14 protein-coding genes and 2 pseudogenes are annotated in these 16,922 nt (G+C 70.4%); 10 read left to right on the forward strand and 6 right to left on the reverse strand.

The window, feature by feature from the left end; translation table 11 throughout:
- The coding region (locus ACWCQM_RS31395) for a GntR family transcriptional regulator (RefSeq protein WP_450918464.1) at positions 1 to 481 on the forward strand (481 nt) is incomplete at its 5' end.
- Entirely contained in the window at positions 478 to 1,266 is a 789-nt protein-coding gene (locus tag ACWCQM_RS31400) for a GntR family transcriptional regulator (RefSeq protein WP_450918465.1), read from the forward strand. The genes ACWCQM_RS31395 and ACWCQM_RS31400, both read left to right, overlap by 4 nt.
- 32 nt (positions 1,267 to 1,298) lie before the next feature.
- On the opposite strand, the gene ACWCQM_RS31405 is transcribed toward ACWCQM_RS31400, so the two are convergent.
- Complete coding sequence (locus ACWCQM_RS31405) at positions 1,299 to 1,883, reverse strand: TetR/AcrR family transcriptional regulator (RefSeq protein ID WP_450918466.1); 585 nt, start codon at positions 1,881 to 1,883, stop codon at positions 1,299 to 1,301.
- Between the two features lie 104 nt (positions 1,884 to 1,987).
- Between ACWCQM_RS31405 and ACWCQM_RS31410 the strand changes: the two genes are divergently transcribed.
- Positions 1,988 to 2,854, forward strand: coding sequence for an SCO6745 family protein (locus ACWCQM_RS31410; protein ID WP_450918467.1), 867 nt, complete (start codon positions 1,988 to 1,990; stop codon positions 2,852 to 2,854).
- Between the two features lie 227 nt (positions 2,855 to 3,081).
- On the opposite strand, the pseudogene ACWCQM_RS31415 reads toward ACWCQM_RS31410, so the two are convergent.
- Positions 3,082 to 3,279, reverse strand: a pseudogene (locus ACWCQM_RS31415) (GmrSD restriction endonuclease domain-containing protein); the annotation flags it as partial.
- 83 nt (positions 3,280 to 3,362) lie between these two features.
- Here ACWCQM_RS31415 and ACWCQM_RS31420 point away from each other — a divergent pair.
- The 4 genes from ACWCQM_RS31420 to ACWCQM_RS31435 are packed head-to-tail and all read left to right on the forward strand — an operon-like array spanning position 3,363 to position 9,287.
- Positions 3,363 to 4,850, forward strand: coding sequence for a tyrosine-type recombinase/integrase (locus tag ACWCQM_RS31420; RefSeq protein WP_450918468.1), 1,488 nt, complete (start codon positions 3,363 to 3,365; stop codon positions 4,848 to 4,850).
- Positions 4,847 to 6,652, forward strand: a complete 1,806-nt coding sequence (locus ACWCQM_RS31425; RefSeq protein WP_450918469.1) for a hypothetical protein — start codon at positions 4,847 to 4,849, stop codon at positions 6,650 to 6,652. Before ACWCQM_RS31420 ends, ACWCQM_RS31425 begins: the two co-directional genes overlap by 4 nt.
- The gene (locus ACWCQM_RS31430; RefSeq protein ID WP_450918470.1) at positions 6,649 to 8,778 is read left to right on the forward strand and encodes a hypothetical protein; all 2,130 of its coding nucleotides are present in this window, start codon (positions 6,649 to 6,651) and stop codon (positions 8,776 to 8,778) included. Before ACWCQM_RS31425 ends, ACWCQM_RS31430 begins: the two co-directional genes overlap by 4 nt.
- Positions 8,775 to 9,287: a hypothetical protein gene (locus ACWCQM_RS31435; RefSeq protein ID WP_450918471.1), complete on the forward strand. Its 513-nt coding sequence runs from the start codon at positions 8,775 to 8,777 to the stop codon at positions 9,285 to 9,287. The genes ACWCQM_RS31430 and ACWCQM_RS31435 overlap by 4 nt, the downstream gene beginning before the upstream one ends.
- A 34-nt stretch (positions 9,288 to 9,321) precedes the next feature.
- Here ACWCQM_RS31435 and ACWCQM_RS31440 read toward each other — a convergent pair whose 3' ends face one another.
- The 3 genes and pseudogenes from ACWCQM_RS31440 to ACWCQM_RS31450 all read right to left on the reverse strand — a co-directional run.
- Positions 9,322 to 10,449 (reverse strand): DUF6183 family protein, encoded by a 1,128-nt coding sequence (locus ACWCQM_RS31440; protein WP_450918472.1) that lies wholly within the window; start codon positions 10,447 to 10,449, stop codon positions 9,322 to 9,324.
- Between the two features lie 66 nt (positions 10,450 to 10,515).
- Positions 10,516 to 11,319 carry an HNH endonuclease family protein gene (locus ACWCQM_RS31445; RefSeq protein ID WP_450918473.1) on the reverse strand — a complete coding sequence of 268 codons (804 nt, stop codon included), beginning with the start codon at positions 11,317 to 11,319 and terminating at the stop codon, positions 10,516 to 10,518.
- Positions 11,320 to 11,337: 18 nt separating this feature from the next.
- A pseudogene (locus ACWCQM_RS31450) lies at positions 11,338 to 11,880 on the reverse strand (HNH endonuclease family protein); the annotation flags it as partial.
- A gap of 292 nt (positions 11,881 to 12,172) precedes the next feature.
- Between ACWCQM_RS31450 and ACWCQM_RS31455 the strand changes: the two are divergent.
- Entirely contained in the window at positions 12,173 to 12,499 is a 327-nt protein-coding gene (locus tag ACWCQM_RS31455) for a hypothetical protein (RefSeq protein ID WP_450918474.1), read from the forward strand.
- Between the two features lie 92 nt (positions 12,500 to 12,591).
- Positions 12,592 to 13,341, forward strand: a complete 750-nt coding sequence (locus ACWCQM_RS31460; protein ID WP_450918475.1) for an N-acetyltransferase — start codon at positions 12,592 to 12,594, stop codon at positions 13,339 to 13,341.
- A gap of 279 nt (positions 13,342 to 13,620) precedes the next feature.
- Here the strand turns inward: ACWCQM_RS31460 and ACWCQM_RS31465 are convergent, their stop codons facing one another.
- Positions 13,621 to 14,439, reverse strand: a complete 819-nt coding sequence (locus ACWCQM_RS31465; RefSeq protein WP_450918476.1) for a DUF4190 domain-containing protein — start codon at positions 14,437 to 14,439, stop codon at positions 13,621 to 13,623.
- A gap of 215 nt (positions 14,440 to 14,654) precedes the next feature.
- Here ACWCQM_RS31465 and ACWCQM_RS31470 point away from each other — a divergent pair, with 215 nt between their 5' ends.
- Complete coding sequence (locus ACWCQM_RS31470; protein ID WP_450918477.1) at positions 14,655 to 16,793, forward strand: N-6 DNA methylase; 2,139 nt, start codon at positions 14,655 to 14,657, stop codon at positions 16,791 to 16,793.
- The last annotated feature ends 129 nt before the right edge of the window (positions 16,794 to 16,922 follow it).

Raw genomic sequence — 16,922 nt, forward strand, 5'->3', positions numbered from 1 at the left:
CGGCGACGTGTGGGCATCTGACGCGGCGGCCATGGGTAGGCGAGGGACGCAGAAGATCGTGCGTGCGGGTGAGGTGACGGCGTCCGACCGGGTGGCCGGTCTGCTCGGAGTGGAGCGGGGCGCGGCTGTCGTCGAACGGTGCCGGATCATGTATCTGGACGGTGTTCCATGCGAGTTGACCGATACCTACTACCCGCTGGAGATCGCCCGGGGTACGGCGCTCGCCGCGCCCGCCAAGATCCCGGGAGGGGCGGTCGGGCTGCTCGCCGGACTCGGGTACGTGGGTGAGCGGGCCCAGGAAGATGTCGCTGCCCGGCTTCCCACCGAGGGTGAGCGGACCTCCCTGTCGATGGAAGCGGGTCAGCCGGTCCTCGAACTCGTCCGGCTCACGCTGGGTGCCGAGGGTCGGCCGATCCAGGCGGATGTGATGGTCATGCCTCCGCATGGGCAGAGGCTGCGGTACGAGATCAGGATCCGATGAGCGTGCCCGGACGCGACGAGGAGCACGTGGACCACCGCTCCCTCCATGAGCGGATCGCCGCCGACCTGCGGGAGGGGATCATGTCGGGAGACCTGGCCCCCGGCGCGAGTCTGCCGTCCACCGCCCAGTTGAAGGAGCGGTTCGCCGCCTCGAACGCGACGGTTCAAAAGGCCCTGCAACTCCTCAAGGGGGAGCGGCTGGTGGTCGGCAGGGCCGGAGCCTCGGTGACTGTTCGCGACCATCGGCAGCGGACGATACGCCCTGCTTCGTACATGGCGCCGGCTGCCGAGGGGGAACCGTATCGCTGGCTCACCGCCGCGGAGGAGTCGGGCAGCCGGGCGCACAGCACGCTGGTGGACGTCGGTGAGGTCGTTCCCCCGGCGGACGTGGCTGATGCGCTGGGGCTGTCCGGGGGAGTCACCGCGATTCTCCGGCGCCAGGTGCTGTCGATCGACGGCGAACCCGCCGAACTCGTCGCCTCCTACTACCCGACAGGGATCGCCGAGGGGACGGCGCTCACCCAGCGCCGCCGGATTCCCGGCGGCACACCCACCCTCCTCGCCGCCCTGGGCTACCCTCCCAGGCTCAGCGTGGACCGGGTCTCCGCGCGCGTTGCCACGCAGGAGCAGTACACGCTGCTCCGGCTCCCCGGTGACCTGCCCGTCCTGCGGACCCTGCGGGTGGTGTTCAGTGACCACGACCGGCCCATCGAGGCGACGGTGATGGTCAAGGCGGGGCATCTCTACGAGGTGCAGTACGAGTTCACGTCCGGACCGTCCGACTGACTTCGGGCCCCGCTCGGGGGAGTGTGCAGATCTCAGTCGCCGGTGTCCCCGGATCGGCGTGCGAAGACCAGGCCGGCGAGGGTGCGGAAGGCGTCTTCCGGCGTGCGGTCACCGAGGGCGTCCGTCAGGTTGCCGCTGAGCAGCAGCGTGGCGAAGCCGTGGGCGAGGGACCAGGCGGCGATGCCCGCGAGCCGGGCGTCGTCACCGCGGTCGGCGTCGGAGAGGCCGCTGACCCCGGCGCGCAGGGCCTCGGTGGCGCGTTCCTTCGCGGCGAGCAGCTCCGGGTCGTCGGCGCGGTGGAGCTCGGGGCGGAACATCACCTGGAAGTGCGCGGGGTGCCCGGTCGCGAAGCGCACGTAGGCCACGCCCCGCTCCCGTAGGTCCGGCGCGTCCGTCAGGGCGTCGGCGAAGAGGGTGTAGCCCTCGGCGGCCACGGCGGTGAGCAGACCGGTGCGGTCCTTGAAGTGGTGGGCCGGCGCGGCGTGCGAGACGCCCGCCCGGCGGGCCAGATCGCGCAGGGACAGGGCGTCGGGCCCTTCGGCCCCGATGACGTCGAGCGCCGCGCCGAGGACGGCGCGCCGCAGGTCGCCGTGGTGATAGGTGCGTTCACTGCTCATGGGACGTACGGTACGCGGAATCTAGGCATTGACAAGTTACCGGGGGGAGGTCCACCCTGGGAATCTAGTCACTGACAAGATGAAGCGCCGAGCGGGAGGCCGACATGTCCGACGAACTGGGGCTCGTACGCAGGATGTGGCATCTGCTGGAGCCGCTGCACGCCGTCCTCTACTACGCGCCGGAGGCCTTCGAGGAGGCTGCCGCGCTCGGCTATGCGACGGACGAGCGCTGGCCCAGCTACTTCGCGTGGCGTGCCGCCCCGCTGGGCGCGGTCGGGGCGGACCGGGTGACGGACACGTTCCACAGCTTCAGTCCGGGGATGACCGCGACCTATGTCCCGGCCGGCTGGTCCGTGGCCACCCCGGACGCGGTGCTCGCGGCCAGGACGCGTGCCGTCAGCCGGGCGTACGGCGCGCTGTTCGGCGACCGGGTCCACGGCCCGGAGTTCGCCGAGGCCGCGGACCTCGCCCGGCGCGCGGCGCTCGCCGCAGATGTGCGGGGGCGCCCGCTCGCGGCGGCCAACGCCGCACTGCCGTGGCCCGAAACCCCGCATCTGGTGCTCTGGCAGGCCGCGACGATGCTTCGGGAGCACCGTGGGGACGGCCATGTCGCGGCGCTCGTGGCGGCCGGCCTGGACCCGGTGGAGTCGCTGGTCTCCTTCGCCGCGATCGGCGCCGCCCGCCCGGAGGTGTTCGCGAGCCGGGGATGGAGCGCGCAGGACTGGGACGCGGCACGCGACAGGCTTGCCGCGCGGGGACTGCTGGAGGCGGACGGGACGGCCACCACCGCCGGGCGGGCACTGCGCGCGGAGGTCGAGCAGCGCACGGACGAGAGCGCGTCGGGCCCCTGGGCGGCACTCGGCTCCGGGGAGCGGGACCGGCTCGTGGAACTGCTGGGGCCGATCTGGGTGGAGGTGATCGGCTCGGGGCTGCTGCCGTCCGAGACGACGCTGGGCATCGGGAAGGTGTGAGCCCGGGGCGCGGCGGGCCGACCCCCGGGTGCGGGTGCGGGTGCGGGTGCGGGTGCGCGTGCCGGCTCACGGCCTTGGGGGCGCCTGCTCACGCGGGCGTCGGATGAGGGGCCTCGGGTACGGACTTCTGGTCACGCAGGCGTCGGGTGAGGGGCCTCGGGTACGGACTCCTGGTCACGCAGGCATGGGGTGAGGGGCCCCACGGCCCGGCGTTCGAGGGGGCCGGGTCAGCCGCCGCACTGTTCCAGCATCATCTCCTTGTCCGCCGAGGTCACGGACATCTCGTACTTGAGGGAGACCTGCGCGAACCGCACCGCGTACGAGCACCGGATCTTCTTGTCCGGCGGCAGCCAGGACGCCGGACCGGAGTCGCTCTTGGAGCCGTTGGCGGGCCCGTCGACCGGGATGAGGTTGAGCGGGTCGTTTATGTCGGCACCCGTAACTGTCTCACCGATCTTCCCGTTATATGCGCGTACGGCTGGTCTCACGCGGGGAGGGTGACTTACACATGCTGGAGTCAGAAGAAGCGGATGCCAGTTCCGGGACACCGGTGCTGCTGCACCGGACAGAACTCGAGGCGCCCCCCATCGACCCACTTCCCTTCGACGGGACCGCGGTCCTTCGGCGAGCGGGTGCCGACGAGGGCAGAACCTTCATCCTCGGACCGGACGGCGGCTACGACCACCACCTGAACCGCTTCCTGCGCGACCTGGAGCACTGGGGCGTGCGATCGGAGAACAGCCGCACCGCCTACAGCACCGACGTCATGCTCTACTGCCGCTTCCTCCACGAGTCCAGGGACGGCAAATCGATCTGGGAGACGGACGGTGCCGACCTCCGCGCTTACAAGGCCGTCCGGCTGCACAGCAGCGGGCCTGGCAGCGTGTCGGTGGCGACCTGGAACCGATCGCTCGCCGCGCTCGACAAGTGGGTGCAGTGGTCGCTGTACGAGGAGTTGTTGTCGGCCGAACCGTTCCGGTACGTCGACAAGACCGTGGTGTCACCACAGGGACCGAAGCGGGTACGGGTCAACGCCGACGCCGGGCTCGAGGTGCCCCGGCAGCCGATCCGCTTCCTGTCGCACGAGGACTTCATGCTCTGGCGGGATGTCGGGCTGCGCGGGCTGCTGCCGGACGGCTCCCTCGATGCCAAGTGGCGTGGGCGCAACGGCGAACGCAACGCTCTCTTCGCCGATCTCCTGGTCTGCACCGGCATGCGGCTGGGCGAAGCCGCGAGCCTGCTGACGACGGAACTGCCGCCGGTGACCGGCAGACGCCTGATCGGCGACATCACCGTCTCGGCCGCCGTGGCCAAGCGCGGCAAGGCGCGCACGGTGTACGTCCGCCCTCGGGTGGCCCGCGACCTGCGCCACTACGTCGGTATGGAGCGTGACGAGCTGGTGCAGCGGCGACGCGCCCAAGGCCTGTACGAAGCACCTGAGAACCCTCTGCCAGTACGTCGGGCGAGCCGGCACGCGCTGGTGATCGAGAACGGAACCAGCTGGTCGTACTCACGGATCGGCGCGGCCGAGCGTGCACGGCTCGTCCAGGTCGACAGCCGGGGAGTCGTGGTCGGTCCCCTGTGTCTGTGGCTGGGTGAGAACGGTATGCCTCTGCGGAGCAGTACCTGGCAGTCGGTATTCCAGCGGGCAAACGAACGGTGCGCGGCGTTCGGGCTCGACTTCGACGTCCACCCGCACACCCTGCGGCACACGTTCGCTGTGCACATGCTCGGCCTCCTGCTTCGACAGACCGTCCGGGCCCTCGGCATGCGTGAGGACCGCCGGTTCACCCACGCGGAAGTGAAGCGCCTACTCATCGGCAACCCTCTGCGCAAGCTCCAGCTCCTGCTCGGCCATCGCCACGAAGCTACCGTCTACACGTACCTCGACGTGCTGGACGAGGCCCAGGAGATCGTGCTCGCGGCGCTCGGCGACTGGGACGAACAGGCCGCCACCTTCGAGCGGATCAGCTTGAGTGCGGAGGAGGAACGGTGAGCCCGCGCCTCGTCCGCTTCCCTGCCGCTGTCGAGACCCCCGCCGCGGCCGAGCCCGTACCGACGATCGGTCCGGTGATCTTCACCGTGGATCTCAACGGGAGTCCCGAAAGCATCGACCTGTCAGGGCTCCCGTGCCCACGTCTCACCCGGGCCCTGGCCGCTGCTCTCGCCGAAGTCGTCAGCGCTCCCGGAACCCTGCGTGACCGCAATGGCGTCCGCTACGTCGTCAAACGCATCCGGGAGTTCGTCGAGTTCGCGGCCGCTGCCCTCCCGAACTCCGCCGCCGACCTGCTTCTGAGCGACCTGGAGCCCGATCTTCTGGATGCGTTCGAGACACGGCTGATCGCTCAGTACGGAGAGACGAGCAAGGAGCCGTACCTCACCATGACGTACCTCGTGCGGCTGCTGAAGCTGGTGCATGAGGGGCACCCCGACGCCTTCGGGGCCGCCTTTCACGCCCGTCTGGGCTTCACGTCGACGTCGGCCCACCGGGCGTCGAAACCGCTCGACGCGTATCCGTTCCCGGTGCTCGACGCGTTGGAGGCCGCCGCCCGGGACGACGTCGCCCGTATCCGCAACCGGATCCTGGAGGGCGAGAAGCTGGCGGCCGCGGGCCGTGACCCGCGCCAACACGGTTGGGACCGGCTGGAGAACATCCTCTGGTACATCGCCAACCAAGGCCCGCTGACCCCCGACGACGCCTCGTACAAGATCCTGCGCTCCTGGGGTGGAAGGGAGGAACTCAACGGTCGTCTCCACCTCACCGCAAGAGACCTGGTGCCTTTCCTGCTTCTGCTCGCCTGCCAGACGGGCATGGAACCCGAGTGCATCCGACAGCTCCGCTCCGACTGTCTGGCGAGTCCGGCACGCGGCTACGTCAGCATTGCCTACGTCAAGAAGCGCGCCCCGGGTTCCACGCACAAGACAGTCAGGGTCACCGATGGCGGCTCGCTGCGCTTCCCCGGTGGCGTGATCCGGCTGGCCCTGCGTCTGACGAAACGCGCCCGTGAGCTGTTCGACAGCGACGCACTGTGGTGCGACGTCGGTCGTCACGGGCAGGTCCGGGCATCCTTCGACGGTCCGCAGGGTTCGGCCGTGAGCCGGCAGTGGATGTCCGAGCATGGGCTCGACCGCCTCACCGACCGCGACGGCCGGCCAGTCGCCCTGGACCTGCGGCGGGTACGCAAGACCGTCAAGTCCCGTCAGTATCTGCGGGCTGGCGGGGTCCTTGAGGACTTCGCCTCCGGCCATACCCGGCCGGTCGCCGCGAAGCACTACGCGGACATCGGCGCGCACGAGGAGACCCACGAGCAGGCAGTGGAGGCGGGCCTTGAACAGGCGCTCGGCGCGGCGCTTTCGCCACCTGTAGTGCTGTCGGACGACGGCACACGGCTTGACGACGGCCAGGCCGCACTGACCGCGCTGGAGATCGAGTCAGCGCTCTCCAGTGAGCAGGACGTATGGCTCGCGTCCTGCCGCAACTTCTTCGCCTCGCCGTTCGCGCGCAAGGCCGGGGCAGCCTGCCCTGTCCCGGTCTGGGGTTGCCTGGAGTGCCCGAACGCGGTGTTCACCAGCCGCCACCTGCCGAGTCTGCTGTCCTTCCTGGACTTTCTGGGGCGACAACGTGAGGAGTATTCCGCCGCTGAGTGGACCGCGCGGTTCGGTCTCGCGTGGGACCGCGTCGTCCACGGTGTTCGAGCCCGCTTCAGCACGCGCCAGATCGCCACGGCGCAGGCCATCGCCGAGGCCGACGGCGATCGCCTCCTGCTACCCCCGTCGTTCCTGGAGGTCATCGCATGACTGCCGCCCCCAAGCCGCAGGCTGATGATCACGACCTGTCCTCGGCCGCGGAGTACGTGCTCCCGGAGCGGCTCACGCGGGGGCTGCCGAGCCGGGGTCCGCTTCTGTACGAGGACGTCTGGGATCTGCGGTGCGTGCTGCCCCGCACCTGGCGGACGTGGCGGCTCGACTTCACGCAGATCGGCGATCCGCTGACACGGCGCACGGCGAAGGAGTACGTCGCCTCCCGCCTCCATCGGGGCTCCCTGGGCCTCGGCCCCATGAAGGCCACGGCAGCAGCCGCAGAGCTACGCGTCTTCATCGCCGTAATGAAGGGTCTGCGAGAGGTGGGCGCCCCTCGGTTGTCCACCGTCGGCCGCACGCACCTGGACGCCGTGTTGACGAGGTGGAAGCCCAGCCCGGACAACGCCGTCCGCAACGTCACGCTGCTCAAGCACCTGGCGGCCCACGGGCCGTTCCTGTCCCAGGACCGGCTGAACGTCCTGCCCTGGAACGGCCGCAGCGCCTACGCCGTCGTCGGCGCGCGGCGGATCAAGGGAGAGAACGCCACCCCCCGCATCCCCGAGGAGGTCCTCGCTCCGCTGCTGCGAGCAGCGGTCTTCTACGTGGAGAAGGCCAGCGGCGACATCCTCACCGCCTGCGGGGAGATCGCCGCGCTCGAAGCAGCGCGCAAGGGCCAGAACCGCGGCCACGGCCAGGCACGCGAACGGGTTCTGGCCTTCATCGCCGAACGCCGCGCGGCCGGTCGGGGTATCCCCGCGCTCCCTCGCGAGACCGCGCACACCGTGCCCGACGCCATCACCGTCGACGGCGTGCCGCAGAGCCCCAACCACAGCCTCATCTCCCTTCTGACTGGTTGCGGCAACGCCGCACATCTGCGACCGCTGATGTGTCAGGCCGGCGAGGACATCGGCTACGAGGAAGGCGGCCTGGACACTCCGATGTCCGAGTGGCCGGCCACCGACATGCCTTGGCGCCCACGACTCAGCCCCTTCACTCTGGCGAACGAGCTGTCCTTCCTGCGAACGGCGTGCTGGATCGCCATCGCCTATCTGTCGGGGATGCGGGACGTGGAAGTTCGTGAGCTGGACCGCGACTGCGCCACTATCGAGACCGGTGCCGACGGTCGGCCCCGATACAAACTCCGCGGGCGGGTCTACAAGGGAAAGGACCGCAAGCTCAGCGGGGATGAAGCCGAGTGGGTAGTCCTCGACGTCGTGCACCGGGCCGTCGCCGTTCTCAGGGAGATCAACGACGACCCCGGCCATCTTTTCGGCTACGACGGCGGTGGCCGCAACGGGTACGTGCTCCTCAGCAACATGCCCCGGCGCATCAGAGCCTTCCGCGACCACCTCAACGAGCTCTTCAGCGCGGCGGATGAGCTCTACATACCGCTGCCGACGACGGACGAGCGCTCCCCGGCGGTGGAGGACGAGGTCGAGGAAGACGCGCCGGCGCCCACGACGCTTCCCTGGGCCTTCGACACCAGGCAGTTCCGACGCACCCTCGCCTGGCACATCGCACACCAGCCCTTCGGCGTGGTCGCGGGTGCCCGCCAGTACAAGCACGCCGCGATCACCATGTTCGAGGGATACGCGGGAACCTCCGCCTCCGGCTTCGCCGACGAGGTCGCCACCGAGGAGGCCGTCGCCAAACTCGACTACGTCGAGGACCTCTACCATGACTGGAACGAGAGCGGCCACTCCGCGGGTGGCGCCGCCCAGCGCATCGAGGCCGAGTTCGACCGCATCCGCGCCGAACTCGGCGACCTGCCAGGTGTGGTGGCCAGCTCCTCCCGGCTGAGAACGCTGCTGCACCACCTGACGAAGACCCTGCACCCAGGCGTGCTGAACGACTGCTTCTATCAGGTGGAGACGGCAGTGTGTCGCAAGCGAGCCAAGCCGCTGGGACGCCCCGTCCCCATGCTCGACATGTGCATGCACTGTCCCAACTCACGCCGTTCAGCCGTCCACCTACCCCGCTTGGAGCGGGCGCATGACATGGCCGAGTCCGAACTGGGCGAGGCCACCGGCGTCCCACGGCTCCAGCAACTGGCCATCACCGAGCACCTGGCCACGCTCACCCGCCTGATCGCCGAAATTGACCACGAGGGCGCCCGACGATGACCGATTCCACGAACGAAACCCTCCTGACCGTCCGCACGGCCTTCGCTCGCCTGACGCGGGAGAACCCCGGGCTGACCGAAATCGACCACAAGATCATGCACGCCTTCGAGCAGCTCATGCTCGGCCGCCCCGAGATCACCGACGGCCGTACTTCGGCAGTGAACATCTGCGCCGAAGCCAGCGTCTCCCGGGCCTCGTACTACCGCTCTCCCGTCGCCGCGGTGATCAAGGGGATTCTCGATTCTCCCGAGGCCAGACGGCCGGAGTCCGACGAGCTCAGGCAGGAGATCACACGTCTGAAACAGTCCGAGCGGGAACTCCGGAAGGAGAAGGCGGGTGAGATCAGGGAACTGCGTGCCACCGTCGCGGCGTACGCGAACCAGATCCAGGCCCTGGCCCTCAGGAACGTGGAGCTGGAGGCAGACACGCGGCGGCTTCAAGCTCAGCTCGACGGAGGCCGGAAAGACGTGGTCAAACAACTGAGGCGATCGCAGGAACCGGCCATGTGAAAGCCTCAGTCGCGAGCGACACGCAGGACTGTGCTCAGTCGGTGTCCGTCGCGGCCAGCACCGCCAGCCGTCGGCCTTCTGGAGAGGCCGAGGCAAGGCCGATATCCCAGGCCACGCGCTCGAACCACTTGGTCTCGGCGTCGAAGGCGTACCAGGCACACTCCCGTACACGTGCTTCGACCGTCTCGGGAGGAGCACCCTCGGCGGCCCCGGCCAGGCCGGCCAGGGACTGCCACGCGGCCAGTCGGCCGTATGCGCCACGAGCACCGGAGTTGTAGGCCCCTCCCGAGGAGGCGGCTGCGAAGATCACTCGCCATGCCTGGTCCGGCGGACAGGCCACGATCGAGAAGGCGGTCTTCCTCCCCGCACCCTTCAGGCACTGCAGCCCCAGTGCCAGCAACGCGCTCGGTACCGATTCGGCGTCCAGAGGAGCTGCCAGACCGAAGATACGTGCCTCGATCCGGCCGTTCGATTCCTCTGCCCAGTTCGCCACGGCCGCGCTGATGCCCTTGGCAGCGGCTGGGGTCGTCGTCTCCTCGACTGGCGGCACGTGCGCCCCGCGTTCGACCACCACGCGACCGCTCTCCGACGGGCCGTACGGCATCGAGTGGCTGCTGCCCCGGGTGCTGTAGCTCGGAAGATCCGGCTGTCCCTCTATATCGGACAGCGCCAACGGGAGCCATCCCAGGGGATGGTGTTCCCAGTGCGGCGATGTCGCCCACCCTGCGATTTCTGGCGTCTCTGTGACTGCGACGCCCCTGAGTACGAGCTCATGGACCAGGCAGGCACGCAGTTCCTCGGAGGCGTTGCCGGTGGACGTCTCGGTGAGTTCCTCTGCCGGGTGGCTGGAGGCCAGCAGGGACGCCGTGTAGTGGTCGAGCTTCCTGTGGGCGGCTTCCGTCGAGGAGACCAGCCGTAGCGCCTGCCTCACGTTCCCGGGGCCGGGATTGGTGGCCAGCAGCCGGAGCAGGTGGTCGAAGACACTGCCGTACTGCCAGATCGGCCTGGGCTCGGAGCCGTACGCTCCGGCGAGCGCGATGCCGAGGTCCGCGACGAAGGCGGCGTCCCCTTGCGCCAGGCGACGGTCGGCCACCTTCCAGACCTCGGTGACACTCTTCAAGCCCGGCAGTTCCGTCACGATCTTCTGTATGCGATCAGCCACGGCAACGGAGCTTAGGCGTCCCACAGCGCGGAAGCGACGGCTTTTCCCCAGGTCATCGGGCTCCTCTCAGTCTCCACACTGCTTGAGCATTACGTCCTTGTCCGGGGCCGTCACTGGGAGCTCATACTTCTCCGCGACCTGCGCGAACCTCACCGCGTACGAGCAGCGGACCGCCTTGTTCGGCGGCAGCCAGGATGCCGGACCGGAGTCCCGCTTGGCGGAGTTCGTGGAACCCGAGACCGGCAAAAGGTTCAGCACGTCATTGGCCAGCTGCCGCCGCTTCTCCTTGCTCCAGCGCGCGGCGCCCATCTGCCAGGCGTACGACAACGGCACCACGTGGTCTATCTGCACCTCGGTGGCCTTGGCCTTCTTCCAGGCGATGTCCTTGCCGGTGTACGGGTCGTACAGGTCCATCGACACGACAATGCAGTCGGAACCGGTACGGAACTCAACGTTTTGACCGTGGAGTTTCAGCAGATCGTTTCGTGTGTCACAGCCGTTTCGCGACAGCGGCACCCCGTCCGCCGTGTCCATCCACGCGTACCCGAACTCGTCCCGGTCGTACCCCGTCTTCGGCCCTCTCCCCTTGGTGGTCACCTTTGAGATCAGCGCCCGCGCTGTCGCCTCGTCCTTCTCTGCCGAGATCGGGGCCAGCCCTGGTTTGGTTCCGTCAGGATCGGCCAAGGGACTCGTCCCGTACCTGGCGGACATGCCGCCGCCTGATGAACCGCTCTCGCCGGAGAGCTCTCCCGTACAGCCTGCCAGTACCGCCCCGACACCCAGTACGACGCCGGCATACAGCACGCCACTCGTGAGACACCGCCTGGACACTCGGCCACCCCGCCCCTGAGACACATCACCGTGAGACATCTACGCCGCCAACATAAGGTCGTTCGCGAGTTGCTTGCGCTTGCTCTCGGACCAGCGGGCGGCGCCCATCTGCCAGGCGTACGACAGCGGCACCACATGGTCTATCTGTACGGCCGAGGCGTCGGCCTTCTTCCAGTCGATGTCCTTGCCGGTGTACGGGTCGTGCAGGGTCATCGAGACGACGACGCAGTCGGAACCCCTACGGAACTCGACGTCCTGTCCATGAAGTTTCAGCAAGTCGTTCCGGGTGTCACAACCGTTCCTCGCCAGCGGCACCCCATCCGCCGTGTCCATCCACGCGTATCCGAACTTGTCCCGCTCGTAACCCGTCTTCGGCCCGCGGCCCTTCGTGGACAGCCCGGAGATCAGGTCGCGGCCCGCCGCCTCGTCCTTCTCGGAGGAGATCGCCGCCAGGCCCGGCTTCGTGCCGTCCGGATCGTCCAGCGGGCTCGTCCCGTGGCCGTCAGGTGCGGCCGAGGAGACCCCGCCGCCCGGAAGACCGCCGTCCTCGGGGAGCCCGGTACCGGTGCAGCCCGTCAACAGCACCCCGAGCGCCACCACGACGCAGCCGGCGGCCGGGCCGGAGGAAGGGAGCCGGGCGGGGCGCCCTGCGGGGCGCCGGGGGGAGGGTGTTGCGCGGAGACGGGTCACGAGGCATCAGCGTAGGCGCAGGGCGAGGGAGGCCGGGAGGGCGCGTCGGCCGTGCGCTGCCGGAGGGGCGGTGGGTGCGGCCGGGGGTGGGAGGGCGCGTTGGCCGGGGCGCTGCCGGTGGGGCGGTGCGGGGGCGGGAGCGTGCTCGGCCGTGAGCTGCCGGAGGGGCGGTGGGTGCGGCCGGGTGTGGATACTTTGGCGCATGTGGAAATGGCGGCTGACGGCCGTGGGGGCGAATCTGCTGCTCGGGGTTCCGGGCGTGATTCCCGTGTGGCTGGTGTGGTATTTCCTGTCCAACGGCCCGTTCGCGGACGCCGGCTTGACCGTCCGGGAGCCGACGGAGAACGACGGCATGATGCTGTGGCTGGTCATCATCGTGCCGGTGGTGGCCGTCTTCGGGATCATCTGGTGGCTGGTCAACGAACGCGTGGGGCGCAGGGCCGCCCTGGACCCGCGCGTGTACTGGCCGACCGGTGTGCTGCTGACCCTCGTGCCCACGGGTGTGCTCATCGTCGGCAGCTATGTGTGAGCGGGCCGGGGCGGTGCCCTGGCGCCCGCACCCGGGGGTGTCCCGTTACTTAACCGGTTGGCGGCGGCGCGGGGCCCCTCTACCGTGGCCGCATGGACGTCAAGATCACCACGCTCGCCGCACGGCCCGAACTCGCAGGTGCGCTGCAGGAGATGCCCGACACCTGGCCCGAGTTCGTGCTGGAGGACCTCGTCGGCTGGGCGAACTTCCCGCGCATCGCGGTCGAGTTCCCCGAGTTCGTGCTCGTCGCCACCGGACCCGAGGGTGACGTGGTGGCCCGAGGCTACAGCGTGCCGTTCGCCCTCGAAGCGCCGGGGCGTGACGGGAAGCTGCCCGAAGGCGGCTGGGACCAGGTGCTGTTGTGGGCCTTCTCCGACCTGAGGCACGGGCGGGCACCGGACACGGTCAGCGCGATCGAGATCGCGGTCGCGGCCGGGAGTCTCGGGCAGGGCATCTCCGGGCGGATGGTGGCCGCGATGCGGGAGAACACCCGGCGCCTCGGCTTCCGGGAACTCGTCGCCCCGGTCCGGCCGAGCGCGAAGCACGCCGAGGCCTCGGCGCCGATGGAGGAGTACGCCCGGCGGACCCGCCCCGAGGACGGCCTGCCCGTCGACCCCTGGTTGCGGGTCCATGTGCGGGCGGGCGGGGTGATCGAGGCGGTGGCCCCGGTGTCGATGACGGTGAGCGGATCGCTGGAGCGGTGGCGGGCCTGGACCGGGCTGCCGTTCGACGCGGAGGGGCCGGTGGAGGTCCCGGGCGCGCTGGTGCCGGTGCACTGTTCGCCCGCCCACGGGTACGCGGTGTACGTCGAGCCGAACGTCTGGGTGCGGCACAGGGCCTGAAGGGCGCTCTGGCTCAGAGGGCTGGGCCTGGGGGTGCGGCACCGGGCCTGAAGGGCCGTGGGCTCCGAACGGGGCCCCGAGGGGTGCGGCACCGCGCCTGAAGGGCCGTGGAGTCCGAACGAGGCCCTGGGGGTGAGGCACCGGGCCGCCGAGAGTGTGGCACTGCGCCTAAGGGGCCGTGGGCTCCGAACGGGGCCCGAACGGCCCCAGGACGCCCCTCCGGTGACTGCTGGAGGGGCGTCGCACGGGGTGGGCCTTCGCCGGGGCGCGGGCCGGTGCTCAGAGCTTCAGGTCCCACTGCTGGGCGTCCCACTCGAAGCCGGGGGAGACCTCGACGGTCAGGTTCTTCGCGTCGGCCGGGGCGTCGAAGGCGTACGTCGCCGTGACCTTCTTGCCCGGCAGGACCGTGCCGCTGAAGCCTTCGCCGACCTTGTCGTCGAAGATCTGCTCGGCGTTCACGCCGTCCTCGCCAGCGCGGGCGTCCACGGTCGTGAGCGTCGCGTCGAACTTCTCCTTGCCCTTGTTCTCGATGACGACCGTGACCTTGTAGGCGCTGTTGCCCTTGGTGTGTCCGATGGCGAACTCGTCGGCGGTGTACGCGGCGGGGGCGTTGACGGTGATTTCCAGGTCGTCGTCGTAGACAGCCGTGTCCCCTTCGGCCAGGCTCTCGCCCTTGGCCTCGCCCTTTGCCTCGTCCTTCGCCGTGCCCTCTCCGGTGTCCGCCGGCTTCGCTGCCGCGCTGGAGGTGGCCGACTTGTTGATGTCGTTCACCACATCGTCCACGGCCTTGAACGTGAGGACGGCTCCGACCACCGACAGGACCAGCGCCACGAGGCCGAGCACCGCGCCGAACGTGGCCACGCCCTTGTTGGTGGCCTCGCCGCGCTTCACGCGCCCCCGGGCGGAGAGTCCCAGGATCAGGGCGATGAGGCCCAGGATGCCCGCGAGCCAGAAGAAGAAGGGGATCAGCCCCGAGACGGTGCCGATGATGCCGAGGACGAGCGCGGCGATGCCGAGGCCGTTGCGGGCCGGGCGGGTGCCGGGCGTCTGCGCCGGGGCGTACGGCTGCTGAGGCTGCGGCTGCGTGTACTGGGACATGGGTGTGCCCTTCGGAGGAAGAACGGAAAGTGTGAGCGGGTCCGCATCACCGTCCGGTGTGCGGTGAGTCAATGAGACCAGCTGCTGTGAACCAAGTCAACACCGTTCACGGGTGTGTGGAGTTGAATGTGGTGTGAACCGATGGGTGGGGTGAGATCGGTATGCTCACCCACACAGCAGGCGACACCCATGCGCGCGGAACGGGAGACAGGCCAGTGCCGGAGAACTCGACAGAGGTGACCGCCGCCGGGATCGCCCGGCTCGCGGGCGTCGGCCGTGCCGCCGTCAGCAACTGGCGCCGCCGGCACGCCGACTTCCCGAAACCGGTCGGAGGCACGGAGGCCAGCCCCTCCTTCGCGCTCCCCGAGGTCGAGCAGTGGCTGCGCGACCAGGGCAAGCTCGCCGAAGTCCCGCTGCGGGAGCGGGTCTGGCAGCAGCTGACGGGTCACCCCGGCGGCGCCGTCACCGCGCTCGTCCACGCCGGGTGCGCCCTGCTGCTCGTCCGGGACAGGCCCACCGCCTGGCTGGAGATCACCGCCGTCTCCGACGCCCGGATGGCGGGAGTGCTGCCCGGCGCGCTGGACCATGTGCTCGCCGACCGCTTCGGGGAAGACCGCTCCGGGGGAGGCCGGGCGGTGCCCACGCCCACCGAGCAGGAGCTCCTGCCGTCCGTCCCGCTGCTGCGGGCCGTCAGCGAACTTGCCGCGGAGAACGGGGCCCGACAGGCCTTCGACTTCCTCTTCGGCCGCCAGCTCGACGCCAACCCGCGTCAGTACACGCTCACGCCCCCCGGCCTGGCCGAGCTGATGGCCGATCTGGCGGAGCCGCCGAGGGGCGCCCGGCAGAGCGGCAGGCACCCCTCACGCACGGTCCTCGATCCCGCCGCCGGAACCGGCGCCCTGCTGCGCGCCGTCGGCCGTCCCACCGCCCTGTACGCCCAGGAGACCGACCCCGACCTGGCGGCGCTCACCGCGCTCCGGCTCGCCCTGCACGCGGCGGGGGGCGGGAGCGGGGGGGCGCTCGCGGTGCGGACCGGCGACACCCTGCGTGCCGACGCCTTTCCCCGGCTCACCGTGGACGCGGTGCTCTGCCACCCCCCGTTCAACGAGCGCAACTGGGGCCACGACGAGCTGGCCTACGACCCGCGCTGGGAGTACGGCTTCCCCGCCCGCACCGAATCCGAACTGGCCTGGGTGCAGCACGCCCTGGCCCATCTCCGCGAGGGTGGCACCGCCGTCGTGCTGATGCCCCCGGCCGCGGCGTCCCGCCGTTCGGGCCGCCGCATCCGAGCCGATCTGCTGCGCCGGGGCGCGCTGCGCGCCGTCATCGCGCTCCCGGCGGGCGCCGCGCCCCCGTACGGCATTCCCCTCCACATCTGGGTACTCCGCAAGCCGGGCTCCGAGCAGCCCCCCGCCCCCGAACTCCTCGTCGTCGACACGGCGGAGCCCGAGCAGGCGGGGGCTCCCACCGGCCGTGACCGGCTGGACTGGCCCGCCGTGCGCGCCGCCGTGCTCGACGCCTGGACCCCCTTCGACGCCCCCGGGCGCCGGGACCCGGTCGAGGAGCAGCCCGGGACCAGCAGGGCGGTCCCCGTCATCGAACTCCTCGACGACGACGTGGATCTGGCCCCCGCCCGCCATCTCCCGCCCCGGGCAGCCGGCGGCGGCGCGGCCGAACTGGTCCGCGTACGGCAGCGCCTGGACGACACCCTCAAGCTGACCTCCCGGCTCACCCCGCCGCCCGCCGTGCCCGGAGAGCCGGCCCGGCGGCCCTTCACCACCGTCGGTGAACTGGCGCGCGCCGGAGCCCTTCATCTGCGTACGGGCACCGGCGCCTCCGGCGGCACCGCGCGGGTCCTCACCGAGCACGACGTCCTCGCCGGTACGGCGCCGAGCGGCACGGCACAGAGCGGCGCGGCGACCGGCCCCGCGCACACGCCCTCACCCGACGCCGAGCCGCTCCTCCTGGAGGAGGGCGACGTGGTCGTGCCCGTGCTGGGCGGCGGCTCGATGGCCAGGGTCGTCGACCAGGCCACCGCCGGAGCCGCGCTCGGCCGCAACCTCCAGTTGCTGCGCCCCGATCCGGCCGCCCTCGACCCCTGGTTCCTCGCGGGCTTCCTGCGCGCCACCGCCAACAACCGGCAGGCCAGCAGTTACGCCTCCACCGCGGCCCGGCTCGACGCCAGACGCCTCCAGGTGCCGCGCCTGCCGTTGGACGAACAGCAGCGTTACGGAGAGCAGTTCAGCGCCCTCGCCGCCTTCGAGGACGCGCTGCGCACGGCCGGGAGACTGGGCGGACAGCTGGTCCAGGGGATGTACGACGGGCTCACGGAGGGCACGGTGGCCCCGGAGTGAGACCCGGAGCGAGACCCGGAGTGAGACGACGGGCGCGGCGACCGGCGACGCCACCGGGGAGCGCGACCGTGATGTGAACCACAACGGTTGTGCACAACCCGGGACCGGTTGTCCGTGTCGGTGTATACG

The sequence above is a fragment of the Streptomyces sp. NPDC002125 genome, assembly GCF_053593715.1.

What these genes read in the sequence shown, in the direction of transcription:
- ACWCQM_RS31400 (WP_450918465.1), top strand. Translation starts at nt 478, where the DNA reads ATGAGCGTGCCCGGACGCGACGAGGAGCACGTGGACCACCGCTCCCTC.
- ACWCQM_RS31405 (WP_450918466.1), bottom strand. Translation starts at nt 1,883, where the DNA reads ATGAGCAGTGAACGCACCTATCACCACGGCGACCTGCGGCGCGCCGTC.
- ACWCQM_RS31410 (WP_450918467.1), top strand. Translation starts at nt 1,988, where the DNA reads ATGTCCGACGAACTGGGGCTCGTACGCAGGATGTGGCATCTGCTGGAG.
- ACWCQM_RS31420 (WP_450918468.1), top strand. Translation starts at nt 3,363, where the DNA reads ATGCTGGAGTCAGAAGAAGCGGATGCCAGTTCCGGGACACCGGTGCTG.
- ACWCQM_RS31430 (WP_450918470.1), top strand. Translation starts at nt 6,649, where the DNA reads ATGACTGCCGCCCCCAAGCCGCAGGCTGATGATCACGACCTGTCCTCG.
- ACWCQM_RS31435 (WP_450918471.1), top strand. Translation starts at nt 8,775, where the DNA reads ATGACCGATTCCACGAACGAAACCCTCCTGACCGTCCGCACGGCCTTC.
- ACWCQM_RS31445 (WP_450918473.1), bottom strand. Translation starts at nt 11,319, where the DNA reads ATGTCTCACGGTGATGTGTCTCAGGGGCGGGGTGGCCGAGTGTCCAGG.
- ACWCQM_RS31455 (WP_450918474.1), top strand. Translation starts at nt 12,173, where the DNA reads ATGTGGAAATGGCGGCTGACGGCCGTGGGGGCGAATCTGCTGCTCGGG.
- ACWCQM_RS31460 (WP_450918475.1), top strand. Translation starts at nt 12,592, where the DNA reads ATGGACGTCAAGATCACCACGCTCGCCGCACGGCCCGAACTCGCAGGT.
- ACWCQM_RS31465 (WP_450918476.1), bottom strand. Translation starts at nt 14,439, where the DNA reads ATGTCCCAGTACACGCAGCCGCAGCCTCAGCAGCCGTACGCCCCGGCG.